Raw genomic sequence first — 26264 nt, 5'->3', positions numbered from 1 at the left:
ATGTATATCCACCATTCTAGCGACAACTCATAAAAGCCGTAATAAATAGCCCATGAGCCTCACCACCCCCACATTTCCAAGTCGCCTACCCAATGTTGGCACCACCATATTTACAGTCATGTCTGCTTTAGCGGCAAAACATAGTGCAATTAACCTGGGGCAAGGATTTCCAGATTTTTCTTGTGATCCAGACCTGATTCAAATGGTCAATGATGCGATGCTGGCTAACCACAATCAGTATCCACCAATGATTGGTATTGAAGAATTACGCCAAGGTATAACCCAAAAGCTGGCAAATTTGCATGGACACCAATATCACCCCGACCATGAAATAACGATTACTGCAGGTGGCACACAAGCCATCCTCACTGCTGTGTTGTCATGTGTCAGCCCAGGAGATGAAGTCATTATTATCGAGCCAGCTTACGATAGCTATCGACCATCAATAGAGTTGGCAGGAGGTATTCCCGTAGCAATTTCTCTCGAGGTTCAGCGTGATGATTCTGGGTTTGTTCAGTCATATCAAATTCCTTGGGTAGATCTTGAAAATGCTATTAATACTAAAACGCGTTTATTGATCATCAATACGCCCAATAATCCAACCGGTATTGTCTGGACCAATTCTGATCTAGAGCGGCTCGCACACATTGTTAGAGACTCAAATGCGCTCATACTGAGTGATGAAGTTTATGAGCACATGGTTTTTGATGGCGCCAACCATTGCAGTATATCGTCCCACCCTGAATTAGTGGAGCGCAGTTTTGTTATCTCTAGTTTTGGCAAAACGTATCATGTCACTGGGTGGAAAGTCGGTTATGTTGCTGCACCTCAGGCGATGATGAGCGAGTTTCGTAAAGTGCATCAATTCAATGTATTTACAGTGAATTCCCCAATGCAATATGGAATTGCACGATATCTAAATAATCCAATGCATTACCTAGAGTTACCTAGATTCTATCAAGCAAAGCGCGATTTCTTTAGGCAAGGCCTCGCTGAAACTGAATTCAAATTATTGCCTACACCAGGCACCTATTTTCAGTGCGTGGATTACTCAGGTCTAAAAAATTGGCAATCAAATTTGAATGAGGAAGATTTTTGTATTTGGTTAACCACTGAAATTGGGGTTGCCGCCATACCCGTCTCTGCTTTTTATCAAGACAAGACAGAATCAAAAGTAATTCGTTTTTGTTTTGCGAAAAAAGAGAGTACCTTAAGTGAAGCCGTCAAACGATTACAGGGTATTTAAAAATAAATGAAACCACTAAAAAATAATTTAACTAAAGAGCCTATCAAGGTATATAGCTGGGCCACACCTAATGGTCATAAAGTACACATCATGCTGGAAGAGTGTGGCTACCAACTTGGGCGAGATTGGTTGGCCATACCCGTAGATATTGGGGCTGGCGATCAATTTAAACCTGAGTTTTTAGCATTTAGTCCCAACAATAAAATTCCAGCCATCATTGACCCCTATGGACCGGATGGCAAATTAATCAGTGTGTTTGAATCTGGGGCTATATTGCTCTATTTGGCAGCCAAAACTGGAAAATTTCTACCCAAAAGCACCAGGGGCAAGTTTGAGGTTTTGCAATGGCTCATGTTCCAGATGGGTGGATTGGGCCCCATGCTCGGTCAAAACCACCATTTCCGCCTCTATGCACCAGAAAAGATTGAGTACGCCATCAATCGCTACACAAATGAAGCAAAAAGAATTTATGGCGTACTTAACCAGCAACTGAAAGATAATCGGTACATAGCTGGTAAAACCTATTCAATTGCGGATATTGCCATTTTTCCATGGACTCGGAATTGGAAAAATCAAGGCATTGAGATAAACGATTACCCATATTTTAAGGAATGGTTTGAAAATGTCGGTGATCGTCCAGCTGTTAGGCGCGGTGTTGAGGTATTAGCTAACCTTCGACAGCCATTGCATGATGCAAAAGCCAAAGAACTTTTATTTGGATTCAGTCAATCTCGGCAGGGGAAATAGTATGAAGATTCAATCAGTTGGAGTCATTGGCGCTGGCACCATGGGCAATGGCATTGCTCAGGTATGTGCAGCAGCAGGTCTTCAGGTAGTGATGCTTGACATCAATCAAGCTGCCGTCGATCGAGGCCTAGAGCAAATTGGTAACAGTTTGGATCGCTTGGTCAAGAAAGGTTCATTGACAAGCGAAGCCAAAGTGTCTTGCTTGAATTTAATTAAAGTCAGTACAGCATACCAAGATTTGAATGGTCTTGATTTAGTTATTGAAGCAGCCACTGAAAATCAAGCAATCAAAGAAAAAATCTTAAAGCAAGTGGATGAGATTGTGAGCAAAAATACAATCATTGCCACTAACACATCATCCCTTTCCATTACCAAGTTAGCCGCATTAGATTCACATCCAGAGCGATTTATTGGAATGCATTTTTTTAATCCTCCAGCATTGATGGCTTTAGTCGAAGTAATACGCGGCTTGCAGACCAGCGATCAAACCCATTTGGCAATTATTGAAATGGCAAGGTACATTGGCAAAGAACCCATCACTGTTAAAAATTCTCCTGGCTTCGTGGTCAATAGAATTTTATTGCCTATGATTAATGAGGCCTTTTTTGTCTTATCTGAAGGTCTAGCAAGTCCTGAAGATATTGATGCCGGTATGAAGCTAGGCTGCAACCAGCCCATTGGCCCCCTAGCATTAGCAGATCTCATCGGACTTGATACCTGCCTTGCAGTAATGGAGGTCTATTTTGGAAACTTTAGCGACTCAAAATATCGGCCCTGCCCACTCTTGCGTGAAATGGTTGCCGCAGGCTATCTCGGTCGCAAAACTGGTCGAGGTATTTACACCTACGATCACTAAAATCATCTTTTTAACCCTCTGCAGAAAATAATTTTGTGAATCCGTTACCGCCCCTCCTCCGCAATCTAGCTTACGCTGGAATTATTCCCTTTATTGCCCTGGCGTTGATGGTGCAACTTGCACCCACCCCAGTCAACTACCTTAGCGCCGAATCCCTTGCAGGCTATGGTGCTGTGATCACCTCCTTTTTAGGGGCTATCCATTGGGGCGCTAATTTACATACCCTTGGAAAAACACCGCCAAGCGATCGCTGGGAAAATCGCAATGCATGGATCTGGGGTGTTATCCCAGCCTTAGTAGCGTGGGTCGCCTTACATGTATACATCCCAGTAGGATTGGTGATTCTTGCCTCGATGCTGTTGATTCAACGCAATATTGATGTCGATACTTATGCTTATTATTTTTCAAATGATGCAGCCCGCCTTGCATTTATTCAAATTAGAAAACGATTAACTTACACCGCTGTAGCATGTCTTCTATGGGCAGCTGTTGTTATCATTTTTATGCAGGCATAAATCATTGATGAACGGTCTGTTTGCCAGCAATCCCCCACCTCCTTTGGCAGAAGCATTACGCCCCAAAACAATTGCTGAAGTCATTGGCCAGTCGCATTTACTAGCGGACGGTAAACCACTCAATCTAACCTTTGCCTCTGGCAAGCCACACTCCATGATTTTATGGGGCCCTCCTGGTGTTGGAAAAACGACTTTGGCACGCTTATCGGCGAAGGCATTTGATCGCCAGTTCATTGCCATATCAGCTGTACTTGCTGGCGTGAAAGAAATTCGAGAGGCAATCGATCAGGCTCAGCAGAGTATGGCTGAACACGGGAAACAAACTATCTTATTTGTAGATGAAATCCATCGCTTTAATAAAAGCCAACAAGATGCTCTACTGCCACATGTAGAGTCTGGCCTGTTTACTTTTATTGGGGCTACTACTGAAAATCCATCCTTTGAGGTTAATTCCGCCCTTCTGTCCCGCGCACAAGTATATGTACTGAAATCTTTAAATCACGGTGAGCTACGACTGTTATTTACTAGAGCAAAACAATATGCGTTAACAGACATAGAGTTCGAGGATGCTGCCATTGAAACACTTATTTCACATGCTGATGGAGATGCGCGTCGCCTTCTAAATCTGCTTGAGCAAATCCGCAATGCGATTTTAGGATCCAATAGTATTGCCAAAAAAGTGGATCATGCATTTATTGAAAATGCCATAAGCATTCAAGCACGCCGTTTTGATAAAGGTGGTGATCATTTTTATGATCAAATATCTGCGCTTCATAAATCAGTACGCGGATCAAACCCGGATGCTGCCCTGTATTGGCTATGCCGTATGCTAGACGGCGGCGCCGACCCCAGATATCTAGCGAGAAGAATTATTCGCATGGCCTGGGAAGATATTGGCCTGGCTGACCCACGGGCAATTCAATTGGCAAATGATGCCGCACAGACTTATGAACGTTTGGGTTCACCAGAGGGTGAGCTCTCTTTAGGCCAGGCTGTTATTTATCTTGCTGTAGCCGCAAAGAGTAATGCTAGTTATAAGGCCTATAACGCTGCACGAGCCTATGTTGCAAACGATCAAAGTCAAACTGTACCCACTCATCTGCGCAATGCGCCAACTAAACTCCTGAAAGAACTAGGGCATGGTAAAGAATATCGCTATGCACATGATGAGCCTCATGCTTATGCTGCTGGTGAAACTTACCTTCCTGAAGGTATGAAGGAGCCTAATTGGTATGAACCCGTCGATCGAGGCCTAGAGAGTCAAATTTCAGAGAAAATGGCCTTCTTAAGAAAATTAGATGAGGAGTCAAAAAAGAAATGAAAGATAAAAAATTAGCTCATTTTTACTATGACATTATTTCCCCGTTTGCCTATTTCTATGTAAAGGAACGGCACCTATTAGAAGAAGATTTAATAATCAAGCCAGTTCCAGTTTTGCTTGGTGGCTTATTACGATCAACTGAAAATAAAGGTCCAGCAGAAATTCCTGCAAAGCGCCTACACCTTTATAAATACTGCGTATGGTTAGCGCATAAATTAAATATACCTTTTCAATTTCCACAACATCATCCATTCATGACCGTTGCAGCCCAACGTCTTCTCGTTCAAGAACATGCTGATTGGGAAATGGTTGAAAAAGCATTCGATTTCATATGGGTGCAAGGCAAAGATCCCAACTTATCCTGGGCAGAATTTTGCGAACACCTTGGACTATCCGGCTTAACATCTATGCCTGATAACCCAGAAGTTAAAGCGCAATTAATATCAAATACAGAAGAGGCTAAAAAGGAGGGTGCATTTGGTGTGCCGTCTTTAGTTGTTGATGGCCAATGCTTCTGGGGTGTTGATACGATTGCTTGGACCTTGGATTATTTGCACTCTCCAGGTATGTTTTCGGAGGCCCACTACCTTCAAGCCATTAATGTGCCCAATGGGCTGACTAGGGCTTAGACTCTTTTATTACATCCATTAATCCAAAGGAAATAACATGCGTAAATTATTAGTTAGTATTTTCATCATAGCAAGTTGCCTGTTCAGTAGCTTTGCTTTTGCTGGCCCAAAAGTTGAGTTCAAAACCAGTATGGGAAATTTTGTAGTAGAGCTTGATCCTGAATTAGCGCCCAAAACAAGCGCCAATTTCCTGGATTATGTAAAAAGTGGTTTTTATAACGGGACGATCTTTCATCGCGTCATCGATGGCTTCATGATTCAAGGCGGTGGATTCACGGCTGATTTGACTCAAAAGAAAACCAATGATCCCGTTGTTTCTGAGGCTCAAAATGGTTTAAAAAATCAGAAATACACCATTGCAATGGCAAGAACGGCTGCAATTAATTCTGCAACTTCTCAGTTTTTTATTAATACTACTGATAACTTTAATTTAGATTACCCAAGAGGTGGCGGTTACACTGTTTTTGGCAAAGTGATTTCGGGTACCCAAACCATTGATGCGATTCGCAAGGTTCCAACAATGTCGACGCCCGCACCACGTGGCGGCCGCTTAGATGATGTACCCACTACACCGGTAGTCATTGAATCAGCCACCATCTTGAAATAAAACATCTCCAAATCGAATGAGATGGCTCTGACGATTTTGCTCGATGATGCGGATAGTACCATCAACCATCCTACGAGCCGTCTTTATGAAAATCCCCTGTCTTCATGGGTGATAAATTGCCAACAAGACCCGCTAAAAACTGATGCAGCAATTAAGCAATGCTTGGCTGAAATCTCCTCATCCCGAGATCGGGGTGAATACATCATCACCGCATTTACTTATGAATTGGGTAATCATTTCAAGGGATTATCAGCCAAGCGCTCTTATCAACCATTAATTCAAGCTTGGGCTTTTAAGGAATACATAAAGCTAAGCAAAATTGAGGTAGATGCATGGCTAGAGGCACGTTTTATAAATCTGGATGAGCACGCCCAAGTTGCCGGCTTGAGTCATGTTCATAACAGCCTCTCATTTGAACAATTTGAGAGTGACATTGAACGCATCTTAGATTATTTGCGCGCTGGTGATTCCTATCAAATAAATCACACTTATCGCATCCATGCGCACGCTTTTGGATCGCCGATAGCCCTTTACCGGCGTTTAAGAGAGCGCCAGCCAGTGCGATTTAGCGCATATATTGAAAATGACAATCAATATATTCTTTCACTCTCCCCAGAGTTGTTCATTCAAAAGGAAGGTGAAACGATAAGAGCGATGCCGATGAAAGGCACGGCAAACGCCTTACTACAACCACTTGAGCATTTATCTGCTGATTTAAAAAATCAAACTGAGAATGTCATGATTGTTGATTTGTTAAGGAATGACCTTAGTCAATTAGCCCAAGTAAATGGAATATCGGTAACCAGCCTCTTTGATGTTCGGCGTCACGGCGATGTATTGCAGATGACATCAACCATCGAGGCTATTACAAAACCCAATCTATCCCTCCAGGAAATACTAGAAGCAGTATTTCCATGTGGTTCGGTGACGGGTGCCCCAAAAAAACGTAGTATGGAAATCATCAATGAATTGGAAAGCGAAAGACGGGGCTACTACTGCGGCGCCCTGGGATGGATGGATCCAAATGGTGATTTGGCATTCAGTGTTCCGATCCGGACAATCGAAATGGAGCATCAACCACAATCCAATTCAAGTGATTTAATTATGGGGGTGGGTGCTGGTATCACCATAGAATCAAACCCCGTAAATGAATGGGAAGAATGTCGAATTAAATCTTCATTCTTAGTTGATCTTCCAAGCCCCACAGGAATCTTTGAGACCATTTTAGTTACTAGCGGTCTAGTTCAAGCTTTAGAGTGTCATTTAGATCGGATGGCGCGTTCAGCAGAATATTTAAATATCCCCTTTGATCTGATCAAGGCCAAAGGTCTTATTTCAAGCGTCATCAGCTCCTTAGATACCTCCAATCAATATCGCATTCGTTTAGACCTATCACCAGATGGGCAGCAAACAATTAGCAAAGGCCTATTGGCACAACTGCCTACTAAGGTTGCAATCTTTTGGGCTAAAAATATCTTGAAAAATCCTTTATCTGCCATTGTCCAGTCTCAAAATCCCCTCCTTAGGCACAAAATTAGTCACAGAAAAATTTATGATGAGGCATGGTCTGCAGCAGAAGTACATGGCGGATTTGATGCCTTATTTACCAATGAACTCGGCTTTGTCACCGAAGGGGGCCGAAGTAGTATTTTTATTAAATTAGCCGATCAGAATGAATGGATAACACCCCCTATTGGTGCCGGGGTTTTGCCTGGAGTGATGCGATCAAGGATACTAAGTGATCCCAGGTGGAATGCAAAAGAAGCAAACTTTACCCCCGAAGATGTTTTATCGGCAGATGCGATTATGTTAACCAATTCTCTGCGCGGTGCATTAACTGCATACATAAAATAAGGTTCCAATGAAATACTGCTCTGATTGCGCAGCCCCTCTCTCACTTAAAGTGCCAACGGATGACACTAGGCTACGTCATGTTTGCGATTCATGCGGCAGCATTCACTACCAAAACCCGCGTAACGTTGTTGGCAGCATTTCGGTGTATGGCGATAAAGTCTTGCTATGCAAACGAGCCATAGAGCCCCGTTTGGGTTATTGGACTTTACCAGCAGGGTTTATGGAGCTAGGTGAAAGCACTTCGGCCGGTGCCGCAAGAGAAACGATGGAAGAAGCGGGGGCAGTTGTTGAGATGGGTCCACTGTTCTCCCTTCTTAATGTACCGCACGCCGAACAAGTTCATCTTTTTTATTTGGCTCAGATGATTAATCCTGATTTTTGTGCAGGTGAAGAGAGTCTAGAGGTGGCATTATTTAGTGAAAATGAAATTCCCTGGGATCAATTGGCCTTCCCGACGGTGAAACAAACACTGATATGGTTTTTCGAAGATCGAGCTAAGGGCTTATTCAATGATTCATCACCGATTGCCTTAAGAACCCGTGATATCGACCCGAGCGAGAGGATTTAATTGCCTGCTTCTCTATGAGTAATATTTCCTGGCTAGGCGCTAAAGATCCTTTTCCAAATCCACTGGTGGTGGCAGACCCCGATTCCAGTGTGCCAGGTTTAATTGCCGTTAGCCAACAGATATACCCAGGTCAGCTTGAATCGGCTTATAAATTGGGGATATTCCCTTGGTATTCTGATAACCAACCGGTTTTATGGTGGTCGCCTGACCCAAGGATGGTGCTCAAAGCAAGTGCCTTTAAATGCTCCTCCTCCCTACAAAAAACGATCAATCAATTTCTGGATGATCAAAACAAGCAGATAGTGTTAGATCAGGATTTTGGTGCTGTCTTACGTGCCTGCGCGACGATTGAGCGCAAACATCAAGATGGAACATGGATTACACATGAAATTGCGAGCGCTTATGAAGCTCTTTTTCAAGGGGGGCATGCCCATAGCATCGCCGTAGTTGAAAATGGCGCCCTGATTGGCGGTCTATATTGCGTTTCATTTGGGGAGATGGTCTTCGGGGAGTCGATGTTTAGCCGCAAACCGAATGCCTCCAAAATAGCGTTGGCTGCTCTTTGTGCCTGGTGCATTCGCAATCAAATTGAATGGATTGATTGCCAACAAGAAACAGAACACCTCAAGTCACTTGGAGCAAGGCCAATTTCTCGTCGACAGTTTCTTGAGCATGTGCAGTTTGCAGTAAATCAAACTAATATAACGAGAACATGGAATTTCAATAAAGATATCCTCCGATTCTGGCTATGACGAATTTAAAAGAACTCCCTCTTGCTGCGCTCCAGTTTTATGCAACGGCACCCTATCCTTGCAGCTATCTGCCCGGCAAGGAAGCCCGATCCCAAGTTGCAACACCCTCACACCTTATTCACGAGGCTATTTACGGTGAACTAGTCAATGCAGGTTTCCGGCGCAGCGGACTGCATACATATAGACCCTACTGTGATGCCTGTAAGGAATGTATATCTACTCGAATCCCAGTTGATCAATTCAAACCAAATCGCACTCAAAGACGCACCACTAAAAAACATAGCGGTTTAGAAGTGCGCACTCTAAATCTCGGTTTCCAAGAAGAACACTATCAGCTATACCATCGCTACCAGCAACAGCGTCATAGCGGCAGCGAGATGGATAGTGGTGATCGGGATCAATATATTCAGTTCTTATTGCAAAGCAGAGTCAATTCTCGCTTAATAGAATTTCGAGATGGTCCACTCGACGCCCATCCCGGTCGCTTACGCATGATCAGCATGATAGACATATTAGAGCAAGGCATTTCTTCTGTTTACACTTTTTATGATGCTAGCGAGCAATCGACAAGCCTAGGTAGCTACAGCATCCTTTGGCAAATTGAGCAAGCCAAACTACTGAAGTTGCCCTACATTTACCTCGGCTATTACATTAAAAATAGCGGCAAAATGGCCTATAAAATCAATTACCAGCCAATTGAGGGGCTGATCAATGATCATTGGCAAGCACTAGCTCGTTCATAATATCGTTCATGAATAGTTACTCTCTTTTGCGTCCCCTGCTTTTTTTCCTTGATCCAGAGCAAGCCCACAATCTCGCTTTAAGCAGCTTGGATAAAGCTGAACAACTCGGTCTTCTATCAAGTCTTTTTCCGAAACCTAAATCAGACCCAAGCCATTTTGCTGGTATTGAATTCCCAAATCCGGTTGGCTTGGCGGCAGGATTAGATAAAGACGGTAAACACATCGACGCGCTAGCCGCACTTGGGTTTGGCTTTCTAGAAATAGGTACTGTTACACCGCTTCCACAACCGGGAAACCCGAAGCCGCGAATGTTTCGACTTCCGCAGGCTCAAGCAATCATCAATCGGATGGGTTTTAATAATGATGGAGTGACTGCATGCGTTGAACGCGTTCGCCAATCTCGATACTGGCAAGAAGGCGGAGTTTTAGGTTTGAATATAGGCAAGAATGCAAGCACCCCAATTGAAAATGCTGCTTCAGATTATGTCAAAGCAATGGATGCTGTTTATGAAATCGCATCCTATATCACCGTCAATATCTCCTCTCCTAATACCCAAAATCTGCGTGCGCTTCAGGGCGAAGAGATGCTGCGCGCTCTTCTCGGATCAATCGATATCGCGAGAGATCGACTTTGCGATCGCTTTGGTGTGCGTAAGCCGCTTTTCTTAAAAATTGCACCAGATTTGGAACAAGCCGACATTCATTTAATTGCAGATCTACTGCTTGAATTTGGCATTGACGCCATCATCGCAACTAATACAACAGTTGCACGTGAATCTGTAAGGCACCTGAAATATGGCAAAGAGACTGGCGGCCTTTCTGGCACTCCAGTAAAAAACACCTCCAATCAGGTCATTCATGCCTTAAGGTCTAAATTAGGCGATGCACTGCCAATCATTGGGGTTGGCGGCATCCTGTCTGGGGCTGATGCAAAAGAAAAGATTGCAGCTGGGGCAAGTCTCATTCAGCTCTACAGTGGACTGATTTACAAGGGTCCCGAGTTGATTGAAGAGTGTGTTACTGCTTTGAGGCACTAAAAACACCTGTTTTTGCTGTTTTGAAATTGAATTTCATAATATGCAATGCCCAAAAGATTGGATACAATCATTAATATGAGTACCCCGAAGCCAAGCAAATCTATTAAAGCCAGTGGTGAAGCAGGAAAAACTGCTATCCAGGTTGTTGAGCGCATGATGAATTTAGTGGATGCCTTGGCCGAACAAGAAGAGTCAAGCAGCCTCAAGCTTCTTGCTGAAAAAACCCATCTACACGCTTCAACAGCGCACCGCATTCTGAATGATTTAGTCGCCTGCAGAATGGTTGAAAGAGGCGATGGTGGTACATATCGATTGGGTCTTAAATTGCTTGAATTAGGCAATTTAGTAAAGGCACGTTTATCCGTTCGTGATGCAGCTCAATCCCCGATGCGCGCTCTACATAAGCTCACTGGTGAAACGATTAATTTATCAGTTCGCCAAGGAGATGAAATTGTGTATGTTGATCGTGCGTATAGCGAGCGATCAGGCATGCAAGTGGTTCGAGCGATAGGTGGACGCGCTCCTTTGCACCTAACTTCGGTTGGTAAACTTTTTCTCGCTAGCGACGATCCAAGTCAAGTCCGCGCTTACGTTACTCGCACAGGACTCTCAGGACATACGCGCAATAGCATTACCGAGTTATCAAAACTGGAAGATGAATTAAATCAAGTGCGCCGACTTGGCAATGCACAAGATAATGAAGAGCTTGAGCTTGGCGTTAGTTGCGTAGCTGCAGCCATCCTCGATGACACTGGCAAATTAGTTGCTGGGTTGTCCTTGAGTGCACCAACCGATCGAATACAAGCTGATTGGATTAAATCACTGCAAGATACAGCCTTACAAATTTCTAAAGGAATGGGTTACAAACCAAAAAGCGCAAACCCATCCTCCTAGGATTTACATTAAACGACGGATAGGTTGAGCACCTGAGGGCATACGTTCATACCAATCTCGCACTCTTACTGCGTCAGCGAATCGGGACTGAGTTCCAACTGAATCTAAGAACACGAGCAGTAAAGGGGTGTTATTAATTCTGGCCTGCATGACCAAGCAACGCCCTGCCGCATTAATGAAGCCCGTCTTTTGTAATCCAATGTCCATATCCCCAGCACGAACCAAACGATTTGTGTTGAGGAATTTTTGGGGGCGATTAGCAATCATCATGGTCATGTCGGGCCAAGTTGAAAACTCGCGAATAATCTTGTACTGATAGGCGGCATTGAGCATACGAGTTAAATCTTCAGCAGAAGCAACGTTCTCACTAGTTAACCCAGTAGGATCTTCAAAGTGCGTATGCTCCATCCCAAGCTCTTTGGCCTTGTGATTCATAGCAACAATAAATGCTGGCAGACCACCAGGATAGTTTCGGGCCAAGGTGTATGCGGCTCTATTTTCAGAAGACATCAATGCAAGATGTAAGGCATCCTCCCGAGTCAATATAGTTCCCTCTGCCAAGCGGGAATGTTTGTAGATATGAGCATCTTCGGCATTAATTACCAAAGCTTCATCCATAGGTAACTTTGCATCAAGCATTACCATCGCCGTCATCAACTTAGAAATGGATGCAATAGGCAGGCTGACGGAAGGATTTTTTTCGTAATAAACGTCTTTAGTGTCTTGATTTACCACCAAGACAACGGTGGACTTTAAGTTAAGTTGATCATGTTGATTACGTAAACCCAAAGCCGTTGCCAAGGATGGCATTGCTGGCACAACTGGCTCCATGGAACGAGTAACTGCCACACGCACTCGCTTTGGTCGTTTTGGAGCCTTCGCTGTTTTGGTGGCCGTCTTTGTTGCTGCCTGCGATTTACTTTTGACCTGCTGATCGCTGTTGGCTGCAAGCGCAGGATTGCAAAAGACGGTTACGGCTACTAAGGCACAGGTAGTGGCTGAAAGCCAAAAACGATTTAAATACATCCAAGCATACCTTCCAAAACTTTCAACATACGAGATGATAATTAATTTTCCTCATTTGAGGAGGGATAATCGCTTACGAGCGATAAATTTATTCTGGAATGGTTGCTAAAGCATTCGATTGCCGCGCATTCACCAAAACAACTCCAGTCATGGTTAGACCCAATCCAATCCCCATCATCAAGGTAAATGGTTCATTAAAAAAAATCCAGGCCATCACAGCCGTAGTTGGCGGAGTCAAATATAGCAAGCTCGTTACCTTAGTTGCTGCACCCTTACGAATCATCATAAAGAGCAAACTAATCGAGCCAATCGAGAGCGGGAAAATAGCCCAAAGCAATGCTGTAATCACTGGCACATTCCAAATCATGACACCAGACTCAAAAAAATACATACAGGCAAAGCATACTACCGCTGATACCCCAAATTGGATGGAAGATCCCGCTCTGAGATCAAATACTGGGCAGAACTTCTTTTGATATAAAGTCCCAAAAGTAATGGACAGTAATGCACCAAATGCAAGGACATAGCTTGCAAAGGGTATGTGGGCAAAGCCTAATTTTTCAGCCACTACCAATGCAACACCCATAAATCCGAAACCTAGACCGAGCCACTGCCTCGGCGTTACCTTTTCTGAAACCCAAGCCGCAAACCAAGCGGTCAATATGGGCTGCAGGCCCACAATAATGGCAACTAAACCCGCTGTCATTCCAAGACGGACCGCCCACCAAACGCCAATGAGATAACCAAATTGAAGCATGAGCCCTGCAATGGCAATATGCTTAATTTGAGAGCGCGTAGGCCAATTGATTTTCCAGACCAAACTAAATGCGATCATGGCCATGATGACCCCAGTAAAACGCCAAAATAGAAATGTCGCCGGCTCGACATAGGGCATCGCCAGACGCGCAATGATGAATCCAGTGCTCCATATGAGAACAAATAATGGCGCTATTACATTGTCTAGCTTTAATTTCATGAGTAAATTACTGGAATAATGGTTTGTGCAGGGGTAATTTTAGGCTCTTTTCAACCACGAGGCTTTTATGTGTCTATGGCATCAACTATATTGTTGCAATGCGTCAATCTCAATCCGCTCAACTCCCAATTGAATTAATCACCATAAAGGATCATAGTAGGATGAATTAACCACCCTATTGAAAAATATGCCAATGAACTTAACTCCAGAGCAAATTGCGGCGGCACAAAAGGCAAATTTAGAGACATTGAGCGGCTTAACCAATCAAGCCTTGCAAAGCATTGAAAAGTTGGTTGAGCTCAATATGCATATTGCAAAACAAAGTCTGAGCGATAGTATGAGCAGCGCAAAGAAAGCACTTGAAATTAAAGATATTCAGCAGCTATTGGCAAATCAAGCTGAAACAGTGCAACCCATGGCTGAAAAAATCATGGCCTACAGTAGGCATCTATATGAATTAGCCCATGAAACTCAGGCCAATTTTACAAAGTCTGCTGAAAAAGAATTACATGATGGGCAGAAAAAAATGAATGCGCTAGTAGAAGACTGGACCAAGAATGCACCAGCTGGATCTGATGCAGCAGTGTTAGCAATGAAGCAGGCAATCGCTTCAGCCACCAAGGTCTACGAAACTAGTCAGAAATCAGTAACACATGCGATTAATATTGCACAAACGAATTTAAATAGCACGGCTGAAACCGCACTCAAGTCCGTCTCCGCTTTTGATAAATCGACTAAGAAAAAATAAGCAATCGATCATAGATCGCCTCCTTGAGAAGGAGCAGGACTTTTTTGTTTAAAAATAAGCTCTAAGACCCTGCCGTTAGCCTCCTTTGAGCGAATGCGGCCTGGCAACCAATCCAAATCCTTCGCCAACCAAAAATCGATCTGTCTTTTATAAGGATCGTTTTCTCGTGCAATCAAAGCATAATGCCTAATCTTGCTGAGCCCTAGAGTGGGCACATCTTCTGAAATGACCTCGCCATAACTTTTAAATTGCCATAACTCTAAGGAGTTGTAATCTACCACCGGAACGGATCGAACACTCTCAGGTTCATCTATTTTGTCACTACCATTTAATAGTGATGCAAATTGAAACATCAAACTAAACCGGTCTTGGGTTCCTGGTAAAAGATCTGGAGTATAGTCCGGCTTTTCGGAAAAATACATCTTTCCAGCACCAAGCCCGTCCCTATCAAAGCGTGAAAACCGGGGTGCATTTGAGCCCCTTTGCGACCAGTAAATAGCAGGAGCCAAACCATAAGAATCTACCGTACCACGTGATTCAAATACAAAAGGCCCGACAAATGCATAAGGAATGTTAATAGACAAGTGGTAGTTATTGCCATCTACAAACCAGCGGAGCTCACCCCGTTGATACAGCTGACCGTCAACATAGGCATCAAAATAAAATATACCAGGCTCAGGCAAACGAAATGCCTGACCTTTCTGATTAGTTGAGTCACCCTGCTCTAACAGATCCTCACCGATGATATTGCTAGGCAAGCCAATTTGAGAAGTGTTTGAGGAAACACGCTTTGCTGCATGTCTAGACATTTTGATTTTTGTAGGTGGCTCGACCTTGAGCTCCGCTTTTAAAACGCCATCTTCAGTTGGTTCCGTGTAGATTATTTGATAAAAAGGGAGGCCGAAAAAAAGAAGGAAATGCCCCAATAGAGAGAGCATCAAGGCACAGCAGAATACCCAAAAAGGGGAGTATCGTTTCAAAGCATTAGTTACTGATAAAACGCATCACTTGAGGTAAATACTCAGAATACTCAGAAATACCATGATCACTGCCCTCAAGTACCAATTGCTGCGCACCAGAATAAAAATCAACCATTTCTTTCCAATCCAGCAACTCATCACCCTTAGCAGCAATCAAAAAATAGTTCTCTGGCCGCGTTAAACGCTCAACCTGTAATGCGCATAACTCATCAATGTATTCAGGGCGAAAATCAAATGGCTCGTCACTATCATAGGCAGTCATCACCCCGACATGAGGCGCTAGCTCACGAGGCGCCCTCACAGCAGGATTTAGAGTGACCGCCTTACATTGATAACGCTCGGCTAAATAATTAGCATAAAAACCGCCCAAAGAAGACCCAATCACAATCAACCGGTCGACTGGATTGGCTTGAATATACTCAATCACCATATCCATACTTTGTTTAGGCGATGCAAGTAGTTGTGGGCAATACCAATGAATTGGATCACTCATTGTTGAATGGGCTTTGATAGCCTCTTTCGTTTTTACGGCCTTACTAGAGTTTGGTGAGGAACGAAAGCCATGTAAGTAAACAACCAAGGTTGAAGCCATTTCATAAAACCTTATTTATAGATGTTTGGCGATCCAAGACAGACCGTCATCAGTATTGGTCAGAGGCTTATATTCGCAACCCACCCATCCCTCATAAGGAAGACGGTCCAGAAATTCAAATAGGAAATCATAGTTAATTTCACCCGTCCCAGGCTCATGACGACCAGGGGAATCGGCGAGTTGAATATGTCCAATTCTTGTTAGATTCTTTTCAATAGTATTCGCTATCTCACCCTCCATCCGTTGGGCGTGATAGATATCATATTGAAGATAGGCATTATCAGCACCTACCTCCTTGAGAATATCAATGCCCTGTTGAGTTTTGGATAGGTAAAAATGAGGAATGTCGAATGTATTAATGGGTTCGATTAATAGTTTTAAATCCGCTTTCTTTAACTCAGCTGCAGCGTATTTCAAATTATCTAAAAAAGTGCTGCGCAAGAGTTCTGGGCTAACGTTTGCTGGAGCGATACCCGCCAAACAATTGAGTTGTGGAACCTCTAATACCTTGGCATATTCAATCGCCTTAGAAACTCCCTGCCGGAATTCCTCAACTCGGTCAGGCAGGCAAGCTATGCCACGCTCACCCGCGTCCCAATTTCCTGCGGGCAAATTGTGCAAAACAAGCTGTAAAGCATACTGATCCAATTTTGCTTTAATTTCTTGCGCTGGAAATGCATAAGGAAATAAGAACTCAACTGCATTAAATCCAGCGATCTTGGCACGCGCAAAACGCTCCATAAAGGGGTCTTCGTTAAATAGCATTGTCAGATTGGCTGCAAAGCGTGGCATTTTTTACCCTCTATAAAAAACTGCACAATATATGAGCAGATGTTAACAAACATTGAGATGATTTTATAACCCCAATGGTTAGGACCTGTAATTTAATTTATAACGAAATGCGCTAATATGCACTGATAACCTATAGTTAAAGGAATTGTCATGAATAAAGCATTTGCCGCTTACATCATCCTCGCTTTAAGCGCACTCAGCTCACCACTTTTCGCCTTTGCACAAACAGATAAGCCTGTCGTCATTGATGCTGCCGTCACAGATCATAAATACGAGCTCTATGAAGGAGATGTTGTGAAGATTGATAAAAAAACTCGCACTATCACCTTTAAAAATAATGAGGGCGAATCTCAATTTGTTGCTGGGCCCGAAATTAAAAACTTTGATCAGATTAAAAAGGGTGATCACCTCAGCGTAAGTTATGAATTAGCAGTAGCTATTGAACTAATTAAAACCAAAAATGACGGCATTCGCAGTAAAGTGGAAACGGAGGCCGATAAGATTTCTAAGGAAAATCAAAAGCCTTCTCAGGTGATTGCGAATAAAACCACAATCATTGCCGATATCGTCGATGTGAATCGCACCACACAAATGGTTTCCGTTAAGGGTCCAAGTGGAAAAATTACTGTAGTGAAGGTGAAGAACCCCGCAATATTGGCTGATGTCAATGCTGGCGAGCAAGTGAAAGTAATTTACTACGATGCAATGGCAGCTTCAATTACCTCCCCAAAAAAATAATGGCCCCTAATGAACATGGTCAGACTCATTCTCCTCCCTTTGCAGCTTTTAATATCCGCTATCTATTATGTTAGCGCCCCATTTGTTCTGACCCCTTTGATTTTATTCTTTTGGCTTATAAATGCGGTTTGTGTTGTTTACCTAATAATCCATGCTAAACAATTGGTGGGCCAAATGGGTACAGGATTTAAGTGTGCAAGACTAACCTTCACAGCCTCGCTGATACTCCTTGAATTAACTATCAACATGAACTCTGATTCCTATGCTGCCGATAATTTCCATGGTTTAGTCAGCGATATGGAGGTTTTGGTAACCGGAATGACGCTGGGCGTTCTTTGGTACCAAGAACTCACCGCCAAACTACTCAATAAGCCAAATTGAATCCGGTTATAAGTAATGCTTAGCCCTTTAAATGCAATCCTCATTACTCTTGGTGCAGTTAGCATCATGATGATACTTGAGCGCATTAGACCCATGCATCTATATACCAAGGATGCCTTCTGGGTACTGCGTCTGATAATACTTGGCAGTCTTGGGGTAGCATTAACTGAAATCACCGGGATCTATCTATTGCCCTTGCTTGGCGGTGTTGCTATATATCCAGCGCTGGGGAAGCTATTTAATCTTGTTCCAGCCTGGGTCAATGGCTTAATTGGGTATTTTTGTATAAGCTTCTTTGTGTATTGGTGGCATCGACTGCGGCATCACAGCGATGTATTGTGGAAAATATTTCATCAAATACACCACAGCACATATCGACTCGAGGCTCTTACCGCCTTATATGGTCACCCTAGTGACTTTGTTGCCAATGCCTTGATTATTAATATCGTCTGCTATTGCCTCTTAGGCTTTGACATCAATTCTGCAGCCTGGGCAGCACTTTGGGTTGGAATTTTTGAGTTTTGGGAGCACACAAATATCCAAACACCCCATTGGCTTGGCTATTTCATTGTGAGACCTGAAATGCACCGCATTCATCATGAACGTGGGCGTCACCATAATAATTACGGCTTACCTATTTGGGATATATTATTTGCCACATATGAAAACTCTTCACGAAAAGTGGAATGTGGTTTTGAGATGGAGTCCGAAAAGAAGTTGACAGCCATGCTGGCATGTAAAGCCGTTGAATAAACCCCCTGGTACAACCCAGGGGGTTTATCAATTACTACAAAGATGCAGTTTGCGGGATCAATGCTGCCGATGAAAGTTGCTCAATATTCCAGCAAAGTTTGATTAACTTCTGTACTTGGGCTGATGGCAATATATCTTCCACTAGATCAATGAACTTGACCTCAAGCTGAGCATCTGTCATTGGTTTTTCAACGCTTCCAATTGCATGCTCAATGAAAATATGCAAAGTGCGCCCATCTGTCGTCACTATTGTCATATCAACCTGCTCAGGTTTCATATTGTCATCAATGATGGCAGTCACCTTATCGCGAACTGCAATAATTTGAGCATTTTGTACCTTGGAATTGCTGTATTGCTTTTCTCCAGCAGCCCCATCAACAATCGCAACAGCTACGGAGTGATAAATACTAAATTTACCCTCCAAGCCAATTTGAGGAGTTTTTTTGCCAGTTAATTCAATTACCAGTGGATTTACTTTTAACTGAATGCTTGCTATTTGATCGGGCTTGAGATGATATTGGTTGCGCAATTGAATAGCGGCATCAATTGCAGGATGAATCACAATACCGCAAGCAAATGGCTTATAGGTATTAAGTGCAGATTCATAATGGGTACCTAAGCCTTCCGTAATTTGACTGTAGTCTTGTTTGGTGCTGATGGTATTAGCCCAACCCCGCTTAGCTTCGATCATGCCGTCTGAGCTGGTAAAGTTCTGCTGCGCCAGTAATGCACTAAACAAGCCATTACTTGCTGCTCGTCCTGGGTTAAAGCTCTTATTCATTGAGCCAAAAGATTCACGCAAACCAACTGGTTGGGAAGCTGCAAGACCAAGGGCCCAAACCATTTGCTGCTCACTTAAGCCCAGCACCTTACCAACAGCAGCTGCTGCACCAAACACTCCTGCAGTTCCAGTAATATGCCAGCCAACATCATAATGATTGGGCCAAACCATATTACCAATACGGCACTCAGTTTCCACACCCAATACCAAGGCATTTAAAAAATCTTTACCAGTGATCGCTTGGTGCTGTGATAAAGCAATCAGCGCAGATACCACTGGGCCAGCTGGATGAATAATGGTTTTTAGATGGGTGTCGTCATAATCAAAAATATGGCTACTCACGCCATTAATAAAGGCCGCATTCATGATGTCAAAATGCTCGCGTCTTCCCAGCAAGCTTGCCTGTCTTGGCCCAGAAAAAGGATTTAAAGCTTTAATGGCGCATTGAATAGTTTCATGACCAGAGCCACCTACAGCCACACCCACCCAATTGAACAGGGTGCGAACACCCTCTTTGCGCACGTTTAGGGGAAGATCTTCATACCGTGCATTCACAATGTAATGCGCTAATTTATGTGTAGCGCCTTTAGCTGCAGGCGAATCGGGTGGTGTCATGGTTGCAGCAGGGGCATCCCCTGCATTTGCGGTGCCACTCATCGCAGGCGCCATTGCGGCAACGAGTGCCCCCATTTTTAATAGCTGACGCCGATTTAATTCACTCATTTTTTGTCTCCAACTGTTGGTTTTAGTGTTTTAGGAAGTATTTATACATTAATGTGCCAGAATTACTCAAGATCCACTGAGTCAGCCTCAAACTTTTTTAAGGATGAGCTGGCTTTAGCTAAAAGACGATAGCGGCTCGTTGCCACTCTGGAAATTAAAATGGCCTTATAGCGAGCCCTTTGAAGCCATTCAATTACGCCAACTGCGATAAGCCCAATTAATATGTAAGCAAAAAAATGGAATATGTCTTGTGACGTGGGGACTGTATAGGCAGCAAAAGGCTGAAGAAAGAAGTAGGATGCCAGAGGGACTGATATGACCATCGTAAAAATACTGGGTTTGTATCCATACAGTAGCGTAATGATGACTGTATTTACAATAAAAAAGGTCATAGGGAGACCCGTCTGCAGATAGTCATGTAAAGTGTACCGCAGGCAGAATGCGAACAGTATCCCAAAAGAAGCAACAATATAGGGCTTCAGACCAGGCTCAGACCAACGTTTTACATTGTGGATTTGCATGAGTAATAATCCTTCTATTGATAAAATCACCCTTTGGATGAATAAGCTGTAATGGAAAACAATATATTGCCCAATGATCAGACCTACGAATCATTCTACCAAGGTAGCAGCGGGAATGTAGTCATTCTCCTTCCTGGCTTATGTGGATCAGAATTGGAGCTTGGCACCATTCCGCGCCAACTGAAGAAAATGAATTGCAGCTATGTCATTCCTCGCATTTCAGGATATTTGGCCCATACCGGAATTAGTCAATACGAAAATTGGATAGAACAAGTAGATGACATTGTCATCGCTCTTAAAAAGAACTACAAAACGGTCTCGATTGTAGGTATGAGCATGGGTGCCACCCTAGCACTTGCCGTTGCTGAGAGAAATGATGGTATTGATGGCTTAGTTCTTTTGTCCCCAGTACTCTTTTTTGATGGCTGGTCAGTTTCCTGGTATCAGCCCTTACTAAAGTTCATTTATGCCATTGGCTTTCGCAATTGGCACTACAAAGAAACTGCCCCGTATGGCGTCAAAAATAGAGAGCTTCGGCGCAGAATTGAAAAATCCGTAAAAAATAATGAAGTGAGTGAGCTTGGTGCGGCCCACCTACCAGCCCATAGCTTATATCAAGCCCTACGAATGATTGGCGATGTAAAAAGAAATTTACATGAAGTGGTTGTCCCACTATTCATCATCCATTCAGTTGACGATGAAACTGCATCCCCCAAAAACCCAGACTTAATTCTTAAAGAGGTTTCCTCTGACATTCGTAAAATCATATGGCTAGGCAATTGTTACCACATGATCACCGTTGATAACGAGCGAGAAATTGTTGTAAATGAAACCATTAATTTCATCACTCAAATTCAACAGTCACATCAACTTAAAAAGCAAACAAAATCGCCAGCAATTAGTTTGGTGATAAAAGATCGTACCGACTAAAAGCAAGCCGCAGTTTCTAAAAACAAAAAACCCAGTAAACATAAATTTACTGGGTTTTTTAATTTGGCGGAGCGGACGGGACTCGAACCCGCGACCCTCGGCGTGACAGGCCGATATTCTAACCAACTGAACTACCGCTCCAAATTACAACGCGCTACTTGTGTCACTTACTTCAACAACTAGCCAAAATCTTGGCGTCCCCAGGGGGATTCGAACCCCCGTACTCACCGTGAAAGGGTGATGTCCTAGGCCTCTAGACGATGGGGACCTGGACTACTACGTTTACTACCGTACTTCAAATGCTTGGTGGAGATAAGCGGGATCGAACCGCTGACCTCTTGCATGCCATGCAAGCGCTCTCCCAGCTGAGCTATACCCCCGTAATCTCGCGTTAAAGCTACAAGACACTCAAAACAATCCAAGATTTTATACTATTTTTCCTGGGCTTGTCGAATTTATTACTCAAGCACTGCAGATAAACGCTTTAAGACCTCATCTTTCCCCAAAACAACTAAGACAGAATCAATTGCTGGCGTTTGCGTAGTTGCAAATAGGGCATAACGTACAGGCATAGCTAGTGCCGGCATTTTAATCTTGTGGCTGGCTAAGACCTGTTTAAAAGCGGCCCCGTAAGCCTCCTTACTTGGCTCGGTTGCTTTAATCATTTCGAATAACTCTGTTAGAGCTGGAGCGATCGCAGCAGGAATATTTTCAGCAATGGCATCCTTGCTATGTACTGGTGCCGGAATATAAAACAACTTGGCGCCTTCAGCGAGTTCTATCAAGGTGTTTGCTCTATCTTTTAGCAATGCAACCACTTGTGTAAAGTTAGGACCGCTTTCTGTATCGATGCCAATAGCATGGGCAAATGGTTTGGTCGCTTTGGCTAGCTCTTCAGGATCGGCCTGTTGAATATATTGGTGATTTAGCCAAAGTAATTTTTCCGGGTTGTGCTGGGCTGGCGATCTACCCAAACTCTCTAATTCAAACCAATTTACAAATTGCTCTTTACTGAAAACTTCAGCATCACCATGTGACCAACCTAAACGAGCCAAGTAGTTCAAAATTGCTTCAGGTAAGTAGCCTGCTTTTTGATAATCACGCACACTCATAGCCCCATTGCGCTTACTCATCTTCTCACCCAAGTCATTTAATACAGTAGGTAAATGCGCATAGACTGGTGGTGTAGCCCCTAAGGCCTTCATGATATTAATTTGCCTTGGTGTGTTGTTCACATGATCATCGCCACGAATTACGTGAGTGATTTTCATATCTAGATCGTCAACTACTACGCAAAAATTATAAGTAGGCGTACCGTCTGGCCTTGCAATAATTAAATCATCTAACTCATCATTGCTAATCTCGATGCGACCCTTAACGGCGTCATCCCAAACTACAGAGCCCCCAATCGGGTTCTTAAACCGTAATACAGGCAATACTCCCTCCGGTATCGCCGGCAATGTTTTACCGGGCTCAGGACGCCATAAACCGTTATAGCGAGGCTTTTCTTTTTTAGTCCATTTGCTCATCACGTAACTTATTGAGCTCATTCTCACTCATGTAACAGGGGTAGGCATAACCAGCTTCGACTAGTTGTTTAAGCACTGCGCGATATCGATCAATGCGCTGCATTTGATAAATGGGGCCCTCATCAAAATCGAGGCCAAGCCAGGCCATGCCCTCGATGATGACATCCACCGCCTCTTGGCTGGAACGCTCTAAGTCGGTATCTTCAATGCGCAGGATGAACTCACCATCATGATGCCTTGCAAACGCCCAGGGGTAGAGTGCGCTGCGCAGGTTGCCCAGATGAATAAAGCCCGTGGGACTGGGGGCGAAACGTGTACGAATATGCATGAATATCATTATCTCAGGTCGAGATTGAAAAGACGAAAACCCTAAAAAAGTGGATACTTTGACCTATGAATGAACTACTTGTATTTATGTGTGATGGCGCCCCCGTGCGCGGAGAAATCGTTTCCATTGGCACAGCCTGGCAGGCCGTCCTTGAAAACCGCAATTACCCCCCTGCTATTCGTAAAATTTTGGGTGATTTTGTTGGCGCAGCCACCCTACTGAGCGCTAGTCTTAAATTTGAAGGCACCTTGATCATTCAAGCACAAAGCAAGGGTCCAATTCAACTTTTGGTGGTTGAATGCAAATCTGACCTTTCCATGCGGGCTACGGTCAAATTATCTGTTGAGCCATCTGAAATTGCTTCAGACGCCACATTGGGAGATCTTTTGGATGCCAGCAATTCTGGCCGCCTAGTAATTACCTTAGATCCAGCAGATCGTCAACCGGGCCAAGCCCCCTATCAAGGCATTGTGGCTCTTCAAGACCATCAAGGGACAGTAATCAAGCCAGTTACCAGCGCTGCCGAAGCAGTTGCTTTGTATATGCAAAATTCAGAACAACTGGAGACCAGGATTTGGCTCAGCTCAAATGAAACGCATATAGGCGGTCTTCTCTTGCAGCGCCTACCCAATTCAGGGGGTCATGCCCACATTGATCAACAAATGGCCGCTGAAGGCTGGAATCGCATTCAAACTCTAGGTGAAACCATCACCGATGAGGAATTGCTCGCATTACCTCCCGAAACCATCTTGCGTCGCTTATTCCTAGAAGAGTCATCGGAGAATGGCGTTCGCAGTTTCCCATCCCGACAAATTCGTTTCGGATGTCGCTGTTCACGCAAGAAAGTGGCAGATGTGTTGCGTATGCTCGGAGAGGTGGAAGTGGAAGGTATTCTTGCAGAACAAGGGGCAGTGGAAACAGTGTGTGATTTTTGCACCAAAACCTACCGTTTTGATGCAGTAGATTGTCGCCAAGTTTTCTCCACTGACTTATTGGCTGATGCAACTCGGCCACCCTCGAGCGGCCATTAAAGCATGTAATCCAGTACTACTGTTTTGATGTTGGCGGCTTAAGGCTATCAGGTGAATTTGCACTCGATGGCGCTTTTTCAGTTGGCAGAATTTGCACGAAGTACTCACCCTCTTTGATCATGCCGTGCTCCACTCGTGCGCGTTCTTCTATGGCACGAGTGCCTTCTTTCAGATCCTTTACGTCACCTGCCAATTTAGCATTGCGCAGGGCCAACAAACTGTTTTTTGCCTCTTGAAGCTGCAACTGTCTTTCCATCTCATATACCTTGAGCCATCCACCCTTCCCCAACCAAAGGGGGTACTGTATTGCTATCAGCAATAAGAGCATGGAGTAGATGACAAGGCGCATGATCTGTTAAAAACTAGAAATTAGCTCTGGTGCTTTAAGTTATAAAAGACCGATTTACCAGGATATTTAGCAACATCCCCCAAATCTTCTTCGATACGCAGCAACTGATTGTATTTTGCAATACGATCGGAACGAGATAAAGAACCTGTTTTAATTTGACCAGCATTGATGCCAACTGCGATATCAGCAATAGTGCTGTCCTCAGTCTCTCCGGAGCGATGTGAAATCACATTGGTGTAATTAGCCCGTTTAGCCATTTCAATGGCAGCAAAGGTTTCAGTCAAAGTACCAATCTGATTTATCTTAATCAAAATAGAGTTAGCAATTCCTTTGTCGATACCTTCTTGTAGGATGCGTGTATTAGTCACAAAGAGATCGTCACCTACCAATTGAATTTTTTTACCCAATTTTTTAGTGATATCCGCCCATCCATCCCAATCCGCTTCGTGCATACCATCTTCGATGGAAACAATAGGGAATTGATCGGCCAATTGACCGAGATAATCAGAGAACTCGCTAGAGGATAGTTGCAAGCCCTCACCCGACAAATGATATTTACCATCTTTATAAAATTCACTGGCAGCGCAATCCAATGCCAATAAAACATCTTCTCCGGCCTGATATCCCGCACCTTCAATGGCCTTCAAAATGGTTTGCAGACACTCATGATTACTTTTGAAGTTTGGCGCGAAACCGCCCTCATCACCTACTGAGGTTGGCATACCTTGAGCGGCTAGAATTTTCTTGAGTTCATGAAAGATTTCAGCGCCACAACGCAAGGCTTCACGGAAGCTATTGGCGCCAACAGGCATGATCATGAACTCTTGAATATCTAAACTGTTATTAGCATGCGCGCCGCCATTAACAATATTCATCATGGGCACTGGCAACTGCATGCCGCCTGATCCACCAAAATAACGATACAAAGGCAAACCAGCCTCTTCAGCTGCAGCCCTAGCAACAGCCATAGATACGGCCAAGGTCGCATTGGCACCAAGGCGCGCTTTGTTATGAGTGCCATCCAACTCAATGAGGGTGTGATCTAGGAATGCTTGCTCACTGGCATCTAAACCTAGAATGGTTTCTGCAATCTCAATATTAATATTTTGAACAGCTTTTAGAACGCCTTTACCGAGATAGCGGGCTTGATCGCCATCACGCAATTCAATTGCCTCGCGCGAGCCAGTAGATGCCCCTGATGGCACGGCAGCACGACCCATTACACCAGACTCTAGCAATACATCACACTCAACGGTTGGGTTGCCGCGTGAATCAAGAACTTCTCTACCAATAATGTCAACAATGGCGCTCATGCAC

General features: G+C 43.8%; 28 protein-coding genes, 3 tRNA genes and 1 pseudogene. 19 read left to right on the top strand and 13 right to left on the bottom strand.

All coding sequences use genetic code 11. The features are described from left to right. The first annotated feature begins 52 nt into the window (after positions 1 to 52). The 13 genes from BOQ04_RS03390 (at position 53) to BOQ04_RS03330 (ending at position 11769) form a co-directional block, all read left to right on the top strand. Complete coding sequence (locus BOQ04_RS03390) at positions 53 to 1246, top strand: pyridoxal phosphate-dependent aminotransferase (RefSeq protein WP_076023360.1); 1194 nt, start codon at positions 53 to 55, stop codon at positions 1244 to 1246. Positions 1247 to 1252: 6 nt separating this feature from the next. After that, entirely contained in the window at positions 1253 to 1993 is a 741-nt protein-coding gene (locus BOQ04_RS03385; protein WP_076023359.1) for a glutathione binding-like protein, read from the top strand. A 1-nt stretch (position 1994) separates the two neighbouring features. Continuing rightward, positions 1995 to 2849 (top strand): 3-hydroxybutyryl-CoA dehydrogenase, encoded by an 855-nt coding sequence (locus BOQ04_RS03380; RefSeq protein WP_076023358.1) that lies wholly within the window; start codon positions 1995 to 1997, stop codon positions 2847 to 2849. A 35-nt stretch (positions 2850 to 2884) separates the two neighbouring features. After that, positions 2885 to 3364, top strand: a complete 480-nt coding sequence (locus tag BOQ04_RS03375; protein WP_076023357.1) for a DUF3429 domain-containing protein — start codon at positions 2885 to 2887, stop codon at positions 3362 to 3364. A 7-nt stretch (positions 3365 to 3371) separates the two neighbouring features. Then, a complete protein-coding gene (locus tag BOQ04_RS03370; protein WP_076023356.1) occupies positions 3372 to 4685 on the top strand; it encodes a replication-associated recombination protein A in 1314 nt (437 codons plus the stop codon). Continuing rightward, positions 4682 to 5314, top strand: coding sequence for a 2-hydroxychromene-2-carboxylate isomerase (locus tag BOQ04_RS03365; protein ID WP_076023355.1), 633 nt, complete (start codon positions 4682 to 4684; stop codon positions 5312 to 5314). Before BOQ04_RS03370 ends, BOQ04_RS03365 begins: the two co-directional genes overlap by 4 nt. A 37-nt stretch (positions 5315 to 5351) precedes the next feature. Further along, the gene (locus tag BOQ04_RS03360; RefSeq protein ID WP_076023354.1) at positions 5352 to 5921 is read left to right on the top strand and encodes a peptidylprolyl isomerase; all 570 of its coding nucleotides are present in this window, start codon (positions 5352 to 5354) and stop codon (positions 5919 to 5921) included. 21 nt (positions 5922 to 5942) lie between these two features. After that, positions 5943 to 7775 carry a bifunctional chorismate-binding protein/class IV aminotransferase gene (locus BOQ04_RS03355; RefSeq protein ID WP_076023353.1) on the top strand — a complete coding sequence of 611 codons (1833 nt, stop codon included), beginning with the start codon at positions 5943 to 5945 and terminating at the stop codon, positions 7773 to 7775. A gap of 7 nt (positions 7776 to 7782) precedes the next feature. Further along, complete coding sequence (locus BOQ04_RS03350) at positions 7783 to 8343, top strand: NUDIX hydrolase (RefSeq protein WP_076023352.1); 561 nt, start codon at positions 7783 to 7785, stop codon at positions 8341 to 8343. A 14-nt stretch (positions 8344 to 8357) separates the two neighbouring features. Beyond that, positions 8358 to 9095 carry a leucyl/phenylalanyl-tRNA--protein transferase gene (gene aat / locus BOQ04_RS03345; protein WP_076023351.1) on the top strand — a complete coding sequence of 246 codons (738 nt, stop codon included), beginning with the start codon at positions 8358 to 8360 and terminating at the stop codon, positions 9093 to 9095. Continuing rightward, the gene (locus BOQ04_RS03340; RefSeq protein ID WP_076023350.1) at positions 9092 to 9838 is read left to right on the top strand and encodes an arginyltransferase; all 747 of its coding nucleotides are present in this window, start codon (positions 9092 to 9094) and stop codon (positions 9836 to 9838) included. The genes aat and BOQ04_RS03340 overlap by 4 nt, the downstream gene beginning before the upstream one ends. 8 nt (positions 9839 to 9846) lie before the next feature. Further along, entirely contained in the window at positions 9847 to 10875 is a 1029-nt protein-coding gene (locus BOQ04_RS03335; protein ID WP_076023349.1) for a quinone-dependent dihydroorotate dehydrogenase, read from the top strand. Between the two features lie 75 nt (positions 10876 to 10950). After that, positions 10951 to 11769, top strand: coding sequence for an IclR family transcriptional regulator (locus BOQ04_RS03330; RefSeq protein ID WP_076023433.1), 819 nt, complete (start codon positions 10951 to 10953; stop codon positions 11767 to 11769). 3 nt (positions 11770 to 11772) lie between these two features. Here the strand turns inward: BOQ04_RS03330 and BOQ04_RS03325 are convergent, their stop codons facing one another. Together BOQ04_RS03325 and BOQ04_RS03320 are read right to left on the bottom strand one after the other, a co-directional pair. Further along, a complete protein-coding gene (locus BOQ04_RS03325; RefSeq protein ID WP_076023348.1) occupies positions 11773 to 12795 on the bottom strand; it encodes a serine hydrolase in 1023 nt (340 codons plus the stop codon). Between the two features lie 88 nt (positions 12796 to 12883). Then, complete coding sequence (locus BOQ04_RS03320; RefSeq protein ID WP_076023347.1) at positions 12884 to 13771, bottom strand: DMT family transporter; 888 nt, start codon at positions 13769 to 13771, stop codon at positions 12884 to 12886. Positions 13772 to 13964: 193 nt separating this feature from the next. On the opposite strand from BOQ04_RS03320, the gene BOQ04_RS03315 reads away from it, so the two are divergent. Beyond that, the gene (locus tag BOQ04_RS03315) at positions 13965 to 14519 is read left to right on the top strand and encodes a phasin family protein (protein WP_076023432.1); all 555 of its coding nucleotides are present in this window, start codon (positions 13965 to 13967) and stop codon (positions 14517 to 14519) included. Positions 14520 to 14527: 8 nt separating this feature from the next. Here BOQ04_RS03315 and BOQ04_RS03310 read toward each other — a convergent pair whose 3' ends face one another. The 3 genes from BOQ04_RS03310 to hyi all read right to left on the bottom strand — a co-directional run bounded on the left by BOQ04_RS03310 (position 14528) and on the right by hyi (position 16883). After that, complete coding sequence (locus tag BOQ04_RS03310) at positions 14528 to 15328, bottom strand: DUF3108 domain-containing protein (RefSeq protein WP_233126619.1); 801 nt, start codon at positions 15326 to 15328, stop codon at positions 14528 to 14530. Positions 15329 to 15503: 175 nt separating this feature from the next. Next, positions 15504 to 16091: a YqiA/YcfP family alpha/beta fold hydrolase gene (locus BOQ04_RS03305; protein ID WP_083657499.1), complete on the bottom strand. Its 588-nt coding sequence runs from the start codon at positions 16089 to 16091 to the stop codon at positions 15504 to 15506. A gap of 15 nt (positions 16092 to 16106) precedes the next feature. After that, positions 16107 to 16883, bottom strand: coding sequence for a hydroxypyruvate isomerase (gene hyi / locus BOQ04_RS03300; protein ID WP_076023345.1), 777 nt, complete (start codon positions 16881 to 16883; stop codon positions 16107 to 16109). Positions 16884 to 17033: 150 nt separating this feature from the next. Between hyi and BOQ04_RS03295 the strand changes: the two genes are divergently transcribed. From BOQ04_RS03295 to BOQ04_RS03285, 3 genes are all read left to right on the top strand, one after another. Then, positions 17034 to 17621 (top strand): hypothetical protein, encoded by a 588-nt coding sequence (locus BOQ04_RS03295; RefSeq protein ID WP_076023344.1) that lies wholly within the window; start codon positions 17034 to 17036, stop codon positions 17619 to 17621. 246 nt (positions 17622 to 17867) lie between these two features. Beyond that, a complete protein-coding gene (locus BOQ04_RS10985; protein ID WP_269844382.1) occupies positions 17868 to 18002 on the top strand; it encodes a hypothetical protein in 135 nt (44 codons plus the stop codon). Positions 18003 to 18017: 15 nt separating this feature from the next. Then, a complete protein-coding gene (locus tag BOQ04_RS03285) occupies positions 18018 to 18755 on the top strand; it encodes a sterol desaturase family protein (protein ID WP_076023342.1) in 738 nt (245 codons plus the stop codon). 34 nt (positions 18756 to 18789) lie between these two features. On the opposite strand, the gene BOQ04_RS03280 is transcribed toward BOQ04_RS03285, so the two are convergent. Next, positions 18790 to 20259 carry an MmgE/PrpD family protein gene (locus BOQ04_RS03280; RefSeq protein ID WP_076023341.1) on the bottom strand — a complete coding sequence of 490 codons (1470 nt, stop codon included), beginning with the start codon at positions 20257 to 20259 and terminating at the stop codon, positions 18790 to 18792. A 62-nt stretch (positions 20260 to 20321) separates the two neighbouring features. After that, positions 20322 to 20780 (bottom strand): DUF4118 domain-containing protein, encoded by a 459-nt coding sequence (locus BOQ04_RS03275; protein WP_076023340.1) that lies wholly within the window; start codon positions 20778 to 20780, stop codon positions 20322 to 20324. A 51-nt stretch (positions 20781 to 20831) separates the two neighbouring features. Between BOQ04_RS03275 and BOQ04_RS03270 the strand changes: the two genes are divergently transcribed. Continuing rightward, entirely contained in the window at positions 20832 to 21710 is an 879-nt protein-coding gene (locus BOQ04_RS03270) for an alpha/beta hydrolase (protein WP_083657498.1), read from the top strand. Between the two features lie 64 nt (positions 21711 to 21774). Here BOQ04_RS03270 and BOQ04_RS03265 read toward each other — a convergent pair. The 4 genes and pseudogenes from BOQ04_RS03265 to gltX all read right to left on the bottom strand — a co-directional run bounded on the left by BOQ04_RS03265 (position 21775) and on the right by gltX (position 23576). Continuing rightward, positions 21775 to 21851: transfer RNA gene (locus tag BOQ04_RS03265), tRNA-Asp, on the bottom strand. A gap of 51 nt (positions 21852 to 21902) precedes the next feature. Next, a tRNA-Glu gene (locus tag BOQ04_RS03260) sits at positions 21903 to 21978 on the bottom strand. A 36-nt stretch (positions 21979 to 22014) separates the two neighbouring features. Further along, a tRNA-Ala gene (locus BOQ04_RS03255) sits at positions 22015 to 22090 on the bottom strand. A 78-nt stretch (positions 22091 to 22168) separates the two neighbouring features. After that, a pseudogene (gene gltX, locus BOQ04_RS03250) lies at positions 22169 to 23576 on the bottom strand (glutamate--tRNA ligase). A 56-nt stretch (positions 23577 to 23632) separates the two neighbouring features. On the opposite strand from gltX, the gene hslO reads away from it, so the two are divergent. After that, positions 23633 to 24598 (top strand): Hsp33 family molecular chaperone HslO, encoded by a 966-nt coding sequence (gene hslO, locus BOQ04_RS03245; RefSeq protein WP_076023339.1) that lies wholly within the window; start codon positions 23633 to 23635, stop codon positions 24596 to 24598. Positions 24599 to 24614: 16 nt separating this feature from the next. Here the strand turns inward: hslO and ftsB are convergent, their stop codons facing one another. Then, positions 24615 to 24947, bottom strand: a complete 333-nt coding sequence (gene ftsB, locus BOQ04_RS03240; RefSeq protein WP_076023338.1) for a cell division protein FtsB — start codon at positions 24945 to 24947, stop codon at positions 24615 to 24617. Positions 24948 to 24967: 20 nt separating this feature from the next. Next, on the bottom strand, positions 24968 to 26260 hold the full coding sequence (gene eno, locus BOQ04_RS03235; RefSeq protein ID WP_076023337.1) for a phosphopyruvate hydratase: 1293 nt from the start codon (positions 26258 to 26260) through the stop codon (positions 24968 to 24970). Between the last annotated feature and the right edge of the window lie 4 nt (positions 26261 to 26264).

The organism is Polynucleobacter sphagniphilus (genome assembly GCF_001953355.1).
Classification (GTDB): domain Bacteria; phylum Pseudomonadota; class Gammaproteobacteria; order Burkholderiales; family Burkholderiaceae; genus Polynucleobacter; species Polynucleobacter sphagniphilus.
The sequence above is the reverse complement of the archived record's forward strand: the minus strand, read 5'-3'. Positions and strand labels throughout refer to the sequence as shown.

Bases quoted from the DNA above. Each gene is read 5' to 3' on its own strand.
- BOQ04_RS03390 (WP_076023360.1), top strand. From the start codon at position 53: ATGAGCCTCACCACCCCCACATTTCCAAGTCGCCTACCCAATGTTGGC.
- BOQ04_RS03385 (WP_076023359.1), top strand. From the start codon at position 1,253: ATGAAACCACTAAAAAATAATTTAACTAAAGAGCCTATCAAGGTATAT.
- BOQ04_RS03380 (WP_076023358.1), top strand. From the start codon at position 1,995: ATGAAGATTCAATCAGTTGGAGTCATTGGCGCTGGCACCATGGGCAAT.
- BOQ04_RS03370 (WP_076023356.1), top strand. From the start codon at position 3,372: ATGAACGGTCTGTTTGCCAGCAATCCCCCACCTCCTTTGGCAGAAGCA.
- BOQ04_RS03365 (WP_076023355.1), top strand. From the start codon at position 4,682: ATGAAAGATAAAAAATTAGCTCATTTTTACTATGACATTATTTCCCCG.
- BOQ04_RS03360 (WP_076023354.1), top strand. From the start codon at position 5,352: ATGCGTAAATTATTAGTTAGTATTTTCATCATAGCAAGTTGCCTGTTC.
- BOQ04_RS03355 (WP_076023353.1), top strand. From the start codon at position 5,943: ATGGCTCTGACGATTTTGCTCGATGATGCGGATAGTACCATCAACCAT.
- BOQ04_RS03350 (WP_076023352.1), top strand. From the start codon at position 7,783: ATGAAATACTGCTCTGATTGCGCAGCCCCTCTCTCACTTAAAGTGCCA.
- aat (WP_076023351.1), top strand. From the start codon at position 8,358: ATGAGTAATATTTCCTGGCTAGGCGCTAAAGATCCTTTTCCAAATCCA.
- BOQ04_RS03340 (WP_076023350.1), top strand. From the start codon at position 9,092: ATGACGAATTTAAAAGAACTCCCTCTTGCTGCGCTCCAGTTTTATGCA.
- BOQ04_RS03335 (WP_076023349.1), top strand. From the start codon at position 9,847: ATGAATAGTTACTCTCTTTTGCGTCCCCTGCTTTTTTTCCTTGATCCA.
- BOQ04_RS03330 (WP_076023433.1), top strand. From the start codon at position 10,951: ATGAGTACCCCGAAGCCAAGCAAATCTATTAAAGCCAGTGGTGAAGCA.
- BOQ04_RS03325 (WP_076023348.1), bottom strand. From the start codon at position 12,795: ATGTATTTAAATCGTTTTTGGCTTTCAGCCACTACCTGTGCCTTAGTA.
- BOQ04_RS03320 (WP_076023347.1), bottom strand. From the start codon at position 13,771: ATGAAATTAAAGCTAGACAATGTAATAGCGCCATTATTTGTTCTCATA.
- BOQ04_RS03315 (WP_076023432.1), top strand. From the start codon at position 13,965: ATGAACTTAACTCCAGAGCAAATTGCGGCGGCACAAAAGGCAAATTTA.
- BOQ04_RS03310 (WP_233126619.1), bottom strand. From the start codon at position 15,328: ATGTCTAGACATGCAGCAAAGCGTGTTTCCTCAAACACTTCTCAAATT.
- BOQ04_RS03305 (WP_083657499.1), bottom strand. From the start codon at position 16,091: ATGGCTTCAACCTTGGTTGTTTACTTACATGGCTTTCGTTCCTCACCA.
- hyi (WP_076023345.1), bottom strand. From the start codon at position 16,883: ATGCCACGCTTTGCAGCCAATCTGACAATGCTATTTAACGAAGACCCC.
- BOQ04_RS03295 (WP_076023344.1), top strand. From the start codon at position 17,034: ATGAATAAAGCATTTGCCGCTTACATCATCCTCGCTTTAAGCGCACTC.
- BOQ04_RS10985 (WP_269844382.1), top strand. From the start codon at position 17,868: ATGAACTCTGATTCCTATGCTGCCGATAATTTCCATGGTTTAGTCAGC.
- BOQ04_RS03285 (WP_076023342.1), top strand. From the start codon at position 18,018: ATGCTTAGCCCTTTAAATGCAATCCTCATTACTCTTGGTGCAGTTAGC.
- BOQ04_RS03280 (WP_076023341.1), bottom strand. From the start codon at position 20,259: ATGAGTGAATTAAATCGGCGTCAGCTATTAAAAATGGGGGCACTCGTT.
- BOQ04_RS03275 (WP_076023340.1), bottom strand. From the start codon at position 20,780: ATGCAAATCCACAATGTAAAACGTTGGTCTGAGCCTGGTCTGAAGCCC.
- BOQ04_RS03270 (WP_083657498.1), top strand. From the start codon at position 20,832: ATGGAAAACAATATATTGCCCAATGATCAGACCTACGAATCATTCTAC.
- hslO (WP_076023339.1), top strand. From the start codon at position 23,633: ATGAATGAACTACTTGTATTTATGTGTGATGGCGCCCCCGTGCGCGGA.
- ftsB (WP_076023338.1), bottom strand. From the start codon at position 24,947: ATGCGCCTTGTCATCTACTCCATGCTCTTATTGCTGATAGCAATACAG.
- eno (WP_076023337.1), bottom strand. From the start codon at position 26,260: ATGAGCGCCATTGTTGACATTATTGGTAGAGAAGTTCTTGATTCACGC.